Below are 7,823 nucleotides of genomic sequence, written 5' to 3'. Positions count from 1 at the left end.
GGAGGACATCGGCCGGGGTGGGGGCCGGGCGCGGTACGGCCGCAGGCCGGCCGCAGCGCCGCAGCAGCGCGGCACTGCGCCTCGCCTCCGCCTCGCCGGCCCCGTGGCCGCACAGTCCGCGCAGCGCCCTCAGGTCCTCCGCGCCCGGCTTGCAGCCCAGCGCCACGGCCTCCTCCAGCCGTGCGAGGTACCCCGGGGCCGAGCCCGGCAGCGCGGCACGGTAGCGGTCGAGGTCCGCCGCCAGGAAGGCCCTCAGCCGGTCCGCCTCACGGCTCGCCTCGTCCAGCGCGTCGGCCAGCCGCAGGCACGCGCGCACCGCCTCGGCACGCTCCTCCGCCGCCCCCTCCGGACACCGTCCGCCGGCACGCCCGGACGGCTGGACGCGGACGGGGCGGAGGACGAGGGCGAGCGCGCTGCGCAGGACGCGCAGCTCGTCCGGACCGAGGACCATGGCGCCTCGGGAACCATAGGGCGTGGGCATACGGCGACACTACGACAGAAGCCCACGGAACGGACATATCGCCGCTCTGTTGTGTCCCCGCCCGCGCCCGGCCCTCGTGCCCGGTACCGCGCCCGGGGACGGTCCTGTGCTCAGCCCCGTGTCATGTTCCGCTCGTAGACCAGGCGCAGCCCGATCAGCGTCAGCCACGGCTCGTGCTCGTCGATCCCCGCGGCCTCGCCCAGCACCATCGGGGCCAGGCCTCCGGTGGCGATGACGGTCACGTCGTCCGGGTCGTCGGCCAGTTCGCGTGCCATCCGCTCCACCACGCCGTCCACCTGCCCGGCGAAGCCGTAGAGGATGCCGGACTGCATCGCCTCGACGGTGTTCTTGCCGATGACGCTGCGCGGCCTGGCCAGCTCGATCTTGCGCAGCTGCGCACCGCGTACGCCGAGCGCCTCCACCGAGATCTCGATGCCCGGGGCGATGGCGCCGCCGGTGTACTCGCCCCGGGCGGAGACCGCGTCGAAGGTGGTGGCGGTGCCGAAGTCCACGACGACGCACGGTCCGCCGTACAGCTCCACCGCGGCCACCGCGTTGATGATCCGGTCCGCGCCGACCTCCTTGGGGTTGTCCGTGACGACCGGCATCCCGGTCTTCACACCCGGCTCCACGAGGACGGAGGGGATGTCGCCGTAGTGGCGGCGCGTCACCTCGCGCAGCTCGTGCAGGACGGAGGGGACGGTGGAGCAGATGGCGATTCCGTCGATGCCGTCGCCCAGGTCCTCGCCGAGCAGCGGGTGCATGCCCATCAGCCCCTGGAGGAGGACGGCCCACTCGTCGGCGGTGCGGCGGGCCTCGGTGGAGATCCGCCAGTGCTCGACGATCTCGTCACCGTCGAAGAGGCCGAGGACGGTGTGGGTGTTGCCGACGTCGATCGTGAGCAGCATCAGTCGCGCTCCTGTCCGCCCGCGCCGCCGCGGGCCTCGTCACGCAGGTCAAGGCCGATGTCGAGGATCGGGGAGGAGTGGGTGAGCGCTCCGACCGCCAGGTAGTCCACGCCGGTGTCCGCGTACGCGCGGGCGTTCGCCAGGGTGAGGCGGCCGGAGGACTCCAGCTTCGCCCGGCCGGCGACCAGCGCGACCGCCTCGGCCGTCTGCTCGGGGGTGAAGTTGTCCAGCAGGATCAGGTCGGCGCCCTCGGCGAGGACGGGCTCGATCTGGTCCAGCCGGTCCACCTCCACCTCGATCGGCACGCCGGGGAACTCCTCGCGCACCCGCTTGAACGCCTCGGCCACCCCGCCCGCGGCGATCACATGGTTGTCCTTGATCAGCGCGGCGTCCGACAGCGACATCCGGTGGTTGACCCCGCCGCCGCAGCGCACCGCGTACTTCTCCAGGGCGCGCAGCCCCGGAGTGGTCTTGCGGGTGTCGCGGACGGCCGCGCCGGTGCCCTGGAGCACGTCGGCCCAGGCGCGGGTCGCGGTGGCGACACCGGACAGCCGGCACAGGATGTTGAGCGCGCTGCGCTCACCGGTGAGCAGGTCGCGGGTGCGGGCGCGCACCGACAGCAGCCGCTGTCCCGCCTCGACGCGGTCGCCGTCCTCGACGTGCCGCTCGACCTCGAACTCCTCGGTGCAGACCACCGACAGCACCGCCTCGGCGATCCGCAGCCCGGCGACGGTGCCCGCCTCCCGGGCGGTGAAGTCGGCGGTGGCGACGGCGTCCTCGGGGATGGTCGCGACGGTGGTGACGTCCACGCCCTGGTCGAGGTCCTCCTCGATCGCCATGTGCGCGATGTCCTCGACCTGCACCGGGTCCAGGCCGGCGTCCGCGAGCAGCGCGGCCAGGTCCGGGTCCAGGCCGCACTCCAGCGGGTCCAGGTCGGGTCCGTCGTCCGCACCGCCGCAGCCGCAGGCGTCGCCGCAGCCCCCGCCGGTGCCGTTCACCGCCTCGCCGGGACGGCCGAAACCGATCTGGAGCAGCGGAAGTTCGTCGGGCGTGGGGCTGGTCACTGCATCTCCTTGTGAGCTTCTCCGCCCACGCGGCACAACGGCGCAGGCATCGTCGTCAACAACAGGTCGGTGGCCGCGCGCGCGACGCTCACGGTCTCCTTGTGAGCTTCTCCGCCCACGCGGCACAGCGGCGCGGCTCTGCCTGTCTTCCGCGGCCCGGTGGCCGCGCGTGCGGCGCTCACGGCGTCCCCCCGTCCATGACCGGGGGAAACGCCGTCGAGTCGGTCGTACGGACGACGAGCTCGGAGCCCTCTGCCGTGGGGCGCAGGGCGACGACCAGGTGCCGGCGCCAGGTCTCGTCGTCCCGTTCGGGATGGTCCTCGCGCCAGTGGCAGCCGCGGGTCTCGGTACGGCGCAGGGCGGCGGCGACCAGGACACCGGCGACGAGGTGGAGGTTGGCCGCCTCCCAGGTCTCGACCCCGGGCTCGGCCGGCTTGCCGGCCCTGCCGCCGGCGCTGTTGCCCGCCCTGTCCCCGGTCCCGTCCGGGGACAGCGCCGCCAGCTCCCGCGCGGCCCGCGCCAGGCTGTCCGCCGAGCGCAGCACCCCGGCCCCGGCGGTCATGGTGCGCTGGATCGCGTACCGCGCCTCGGCCGGCGGCAGCGGAACGGTCCGCGTGCCCGCCGGGTCGCCGGGTTCGGCGGGCACCGGGACGCGCGCGGGGGTGCGGGCGATGTCGGCGGCGATCCGCTCGGCGAAGACCAGGCCCTCCAGCAGGGAGTTGGAGGCCAGCCGGTTGGCACCGTGCACACCCGTGCAGGCGACCTCGCCGCAGGCGTACAGGCCGGGCACGGTGGTGCGGCCCGCCAGGTCGGTGCGCACTCCGCCGGAGGCGTAGTGCGCGGCGGGCGCGACCGGGACCGGCTCGGTGACCGGGTCGATGCCGTGGGCGCGGCAGGCGGCGAGGATGGTGGGGAACCGCTCGCTCCACATTCGTGCGCCGAAGTGCCGGGCGTCCAGGTACATGCAGTCGGCGCCCCGCTCGCGCATCCGCCGCATGATGCCCTTGGCGACGATGTCGCGCGGGGCCAGCTCGGCCAGCTCGTGCTGCCCGGCCATGAAGCGCTCGCCGTCCGCGTCGACGAGGTACGCGCCCTCGCCGCGCACGGCCTCCGACACCAGCGGCTGCTGGCCCTCGCTGTCCGGGCCCAGGTAGAGCACGGTCGGGTGGAACTGGACGAACTCCAGGTCGGAGACCTCCGCGCCGGCCCGCAGCGCCAGCGCGACGCCGTCGCCGGTGGAGACCGCCGGGTTGGTGGTGGCGGAGAACACCTGGCCCATTCCGCCGGTGGCCAGCACCACGGCCGGGGCGTGGACGGCGCCCACCCCGTCGTGCCGCCCCTCGTCCATCACATGGAGGGAGACGCCCGCGGCGTGCCCGCCGGCGTCCTTGAGCAGGTCCAGGACGAGGGCGTTCTCCACCGTCTCTATCCCGGCGTCGCGTACGGCCGCCACCAGGGCGCGGGATATCTCCGCGCCGGTAGCGTCGCCGCCCGCGTGGGCGATGCGGCGGCGGTGGTGGCCGCCCTCACGGGTCAGGGCGATCTCGCCGGTCTCGGCGGAGGTGTCGAACCGCGCCCCGGCGCCGATCAGCCGCCGTACCGCGTCCGGCCCCTCGGTGACCAGGGTGCGCACCGCCCCCTCGTCGCACAGGCCCGCGCCGGCGACCAGGGTGTCGTCCAGGTGCTGGCCCGGGGTGTCGCCCTCGCCGAGCGCGGCGGCGATCCCGCCCTGCGCCCAGCGCGTGGAGCCGGCGTCCAGCCGGGCCTTGGTGACGATCACCGTCTTCCGGCCGGAGGCCGCGCAGCGCAGTGCGGCGGTCAGGCCGGCCACTCCGGAGCCGACCACCACCACGTCCGCCGCGATGGCCCAGCCGGAGCGCGGCGCGTCCAGCCTCAGGCCTGTCATCCCGTTCACCGAACCCCTCCGGGGCGTCCGAGGCGCAGCCGGACGTTGTCGATCAGTCGTGTGGTGCCCACCCGCGCCGCCACCGCGAGCACGGCCTCGCCCTCGTACGCGCCGGGCTCCGCCGGAACCTCCGTGAAGTGCGCCGGGTCCACCAGCGCCAGGTAGTCCAGCTCCAGCGGCGGCCGGGCCCGCCCGGCCTGCGCCAGTACGGCCTCGGCGGCCTGGCGCACCTCGCGCGGACCCGCCCCGCCCGCGGCCACCGCGTCGCGTCCGGCGAACAGGGCGCGCGAGAGGGCCAGGGCGGTGGTGCGCTCGGCGTCCGACAGGTAGCGGTTGCGGCTGGAGAGGGCCAGCCCGTCGGGTTCGCGCACGGTGGGCACGCCCTCGATCTCCACGGGGAAGTTCAGGTCGCGGACCATCCGGGTGATCAGGGCGAGCTGCTGGGCGTCCTTCTCCCCGTAGAGCGCCAGGTCGGGGGTGGTGAGGTGGAGCAGTTTGGCGACGACGGTGAGCATCCCGTCGAAGTGGCCGGGGCGGCTGGCGCCCTCCAGGCGCTCGCCCATCGGGCCCGCGCCGATCCTCACCTCCGGCTCCCCGCCGGGGTAGACCTCCTCCACCGGCGGCGCGAAGACGGCGTCGGCGCCCGCGCCCGCGGCCACCACGACGTCCGCGTCCAGGGTGCGCGGGTAGCGGTCCAGGTCCTCGCCCGCGCCGAACTGCAGCGGGTTGACGAAGACGGTGACCACCACCTGCCCCTCGGGCCCGGCCTTCTCGCGGGCGGCGCGGACCAGGGCCGCGTGGCCCTCGTGCAGGGCGCCCATCGTCATCACCACCGCCCGCCGCCCCCGGCGCGGCAGGGCGCGCAGCTCGGCGGCGGTGTGCAGGACGGGCACGGGTGTGGGTGCGGGCGCGGGCACGGCTGGGCTCCTGTGGTCGGCGGTCGGTCCGGTCACCGGGTGTCCCCGTCGGAGAGGACCTCCAGCAGGTCCTCGGCCAGTTCCGGCCTGAGCAGTCCGCCGGCCAGGGCCCGGTCGGCGGTGGTGCGGGCCATCGCGAGGTAGCCCGCCACCGTCTGCGGGGCGTGGCGGCGCAGCTCGGTGATGTGGGCGGCGACCGTGCCGGCGTCGCCCCGGGCGACCGGGCCGGTCAGCGCGGCGTCGCCGGAGCGCAGGGCGTTGTCCAGGGCCGCGCCGAGCAGCGGGCCGAGCATCCGGTCGGGTGCGCCGACCCCGGCGGTGCGCAGCAGCTCCATGGCCTGGGCGACCAGGGTGACCAGGTGGTTGGCGCCGAGGGCCAGGGCCGCGTGGTAGAGCGGGCGGGCCTCCTCGGCGATCCACTCGGGCTCCCCGCCCATCTCGATGACCAGCGCCTCGGCGGCCAGCCGCAGCTCCTCGGGCGCGGTGACGCCGAAGGAGCAGCCCGCCAGCCGCTGCACGTCCACGGGTGTGCCGGTGAACGTCATCACCGGGTGCAGCGCCAGCGGCAGGGCCCCGGCCCGGGTGGCGGGGTCGAGGACGGCGGTGCCGTAGCGGCCCGAGGCGTGCGCCAGGAGCTGGCCGGGGCGTACGGCGCCGGTCTCGGCCAGGCCCGCGGCCAGGCCGGGCAGTGCGTCGTCGGGGACGGTGAGCAGGACGAGGTCGGCGCGGGCCAGGACCTCGGCGGGCTCCACCAGCGGCACCCCAGGCAGCAGGGCCTCCGCCCGGCGGCGGGAGGCGTCGGAGACGCCGGAGGCGGCCACCGGGCGGTGCCCGGCCAGGGCGAGGGCCGCGGCCAGGGCGGGGCCGACGCGGCCCGCGCCGACGACGCCGACGGTCAGGCGCGCGGGACGGTCCCCGGCGGCGCCGGAGGGGGGTTGGTTCACGTGGTTTCGGCCTTCCGTTCCAGTCCGCAGACCCGGTACCGGACGATTACCGCCATGCTACGCGGACTCGCCGGTCCCCCGTCCCGCCCGCCCGCGGGGCGGGACGGGGGCGGTGCCCGGGTTCTGCGCCCCGTCGGCCGACGGCCGGTTCAGCAGGGCTCGCGCCTGCGCCGGGGCGGCAGCGCGCGGCGCAGGCGCGTAAGGAGCGGTACGGCGGGGCGGCGGCCGGTCCGGGCGTCCAGGATCGCGTCCCGGAACTCCCGGGCGGCGCGCGGGTCGGTCAGGCCGGGCAGGGGCGGCGGCTCCTGCCCCTGCGCGGCGGCGCGGTACTGGGCGAGTGCGTACTCGGCTTGGAGGCTCATGCCCTCACGCTGCGCCCGTCCGCGGCGGCCGGGCACGCGGATTGACCCCGGCCGTCAATCGACGGCCCGGGGCGGCCACCAACGGGCAGGATGGCCGCATGAGCGTGGTCATCGACATCACCGGCCTGCCCGACGAGCACTTCGTCTTCTCCCCCTCCCCGCTGGCGGAGCTCAGCGCCGCCCTGCACGCCCTCTCCGAGCCCTCGCACCACCCCGGGCTGCACGGCTGGACGACCACGACGCTCGCCGGGCTGGAGCCGGACCTCGCCGGGCGGCTCTCCGAGGCGGACATCCTGTGGCGCTCCACCCGCTCCGACATCCTGCTGCCCAGCCGTCCCCGGCCCGGCGCCACGCTCGCCGAGGAGCTGGACCACGTCGACGCGATGGACGACGAGCGGTACGTCCGGGCCGCGCTGGAGATCAACTGCTCCGCCGACTACAGCGAGGGCGGACCGTCCCCGCTGGTCGACGAGGAGGCCCGGCGGCGGGCCCTGGAGCGGGCCGCCGCGCGCGGGCCGGGGCAGCTCGACTTCGTACGGCACCTGCTGGCGGACCCGCCCGCCGTGCGGGCCTGGATACGGCGGCTGCTGGAGGACTGCGACCGGGCGTTCTTCGCCGACACCTGGCAGCGGGTGCGCGGGCAGCTCGCCGCCGACGCCCGGCACAAGACGGACCTGCTGCGGCACAAGGGACTGGTCGAGGCGCTGGCCGCCGCGTCCCCCGCGATCGCCGTGGAGGAGGACGGCGGCGGGCGGCGCCTGGTCGTCGACAAGCTGGCGCAGAGCCGGACGACGGCGGTGGATCCGGCGGTCGGGCCGGGGGTGACCCTGGTGCCCACCGCCTTCGGCTGGCCGCATCTGGTGGTGCTGCACGCCCCCGGCTGGCGGCCGGTGATCGAGTACCCGGTCGCCTCGCGCGAGCTGCGCGCGGGCCCGGACTCGGTGGAGGTGATGGAGCGCCGGCTGGAGGCCCTGGCCCACCCGGTGCGGGTCCGGCTGTGCCGCAGCCTGGCCCGCGCCCCGTACACCACGGGCGAGCTGGCGAGCGGGCTGGGGATCACCGCTCCGGAGGTCTCCCGGCACCTGAAGGTGCTGCGGAACGCGGGCCTGCTGACGACGCGCCGGCACGGGCGGTACGTGCAGCACCGCCTGGACGTCACCGTCGTGGCGCGGCTGGGCAGCGACTTCCTGGAGGCGGTGCTGCGCTGAGACCTCCGCCGGGACGGCGGGGACGGCGGGGAC

Annotated in this window: 8 protein-coding genes; 1 reads left to right on the top strand and 7 read right to left on the bottom strand. The window is 76.1% G+C overall.

Translation table 11 applies throughout. The features are described 5' to 3' along the window. The 7 genes from L7D48_RS22775 to L7D48_RS22745 form a co-directional block, all read right to left on the bottom strand. A partial coding sequence (locus tag L7D48_RS22775) for a hypothetical protein (RefSeq protein ID WP_237881948.1) occupies positions 1-481 on the bottom strand: 481 nt, incomplete at its 3' end. Between the two features lie 110 nt (positions 482-591). Then, the gene (locus tag L7D48_RS22770) at positions 592-1,389 is read right to left on the bottom strand and encodes a type III pantothenate kinase (RefSeq protein WP_237881946.1); all 798 of its coding nucleotides are present in this window, start codon (positions 1,387-1,389) and stop codon (positions 592-594) included. Then, the gene (nadC, locus tag L7D48_RS22765) at positions 1,389-2,453 is read right to left on the bottom strand and encodes a carboxylating nicotinate-nucleotide diphosphorylase (protein WP_237881944.1); all 1,065 of its coding nucleotides are present in this window, start codon (positions 2,451-2,453) and stop codon (positions 1,389-1,391) included. Before nadC ends, L7D48_RS22770 begins: the two co-directional genes overlap by 1 nt. 178 nt (positions 2,454-2,631) lie before the next feature. Continuing rightward, positions 2,632-4,359 (bottom strand): L-aspartate oxidase, encoded by a 1,728-nt coding sequence (locus L7D48_RS22760; protein WP_237881942.1) that lies wholly within the window; start codon positions 4,357-4,359, stop codon positions 2,632-2,634. 5 nt (positions 4,360-4,364) lie between these two features. Continuing rightward, a complete protein-coding gene (gene panC / locus L7D48_RS22755; protein ID WP_237881940.1) occupies positions 4,365-5,276 on the bottom strand; it encodes a pantoate--beta-alanine ligase in 912 nt (303 codons plus the stop codon). A gap of 32 nt (positions 5,277-5,308) precedes the next feature. Then, positions 5,309-6,220, bottom strand: coding sequence for a Rossmann-like and DUF2520 domain-containing protein (locus L7D48_RS22750; protein ID WP_237881938.1), 912 nt, complete (start codon positions 6,218-6,220; stop codon positions 5,309-5,311). Positions 6,221-6,369: 149 nt separating this feature from the next. Then, positions 6,370-6,582, bottom strand: a complete 213-nt coding sequence (locus L7D48_RS22745; RefSeq protein WP_237881935.1) for a hypothetical protein — start codon at positions 6,580-6,582, stop codon at positions 6,370-6,372. A 98-nt stretch (positions 6,583-6,680) separates the two neighbouring features. Here L7D48_RS22745 and L7D48_RS22740 point away from each other — a divergent pair, with 98 nt between their 5' ends. Continuing rightward, positions 6,681-7,790, top strand: coding sequence for a DUF5937 family protein (locus L7D48_RS22740; protein WP_237881933.1), 1,110 nt, complete (start codon positions 6,681-6,683; stop codon positions 7,788-7,790). The last annotated feature ends 33 nt before the right edge of the window (positions 7,791-7,823 follow it).

Source organism: Streptomyces sp. ICN903, from assembly GCF_022015835.1.
Taxonomy (GTDB): domain Bacteria; phylum Actinomycetota; class Actinomycetes; order Streptomycetales; family Streptomycetaceae; genus Streptomyces; species Streptomyces fenghuangensis.
Note: the sequence above shows the minus strand (reverse complement) of the source record. Positions and strands in the feature narration are given on the sequence as shown.

Coding starts and splice junctions, on each gene's coding strand:
- L7D48_RS22770 (WP_237881946.1), bottom strand. CDS start 1,389: ATGCTGCTCACGATCGACGTCGGCAACACCCACACCGTCCTCGGCCTC.
- L7D48_RS22760 (WP_237881942.1), bottom strand. CDS start 4,359: ATGACAGGCCTGAGGCTGGACGCGCCGCGCTCCGGCTGGGCCATCGCG.
- L7D48_RS22745 (WP_237881935.1), bottom strand. CDS start 6,582: ATGAGCCTCCAAGCCGAGTACGCACTCGCCCAGTACCGCGCCGCCGCG.
- L7D48_RS22740 (WP_237881933.1), top strand. CDS start 6,681: ATGAGCGTGGTCATCGACATCACCGGCCTGCCCGACGAGCACTTCGTC.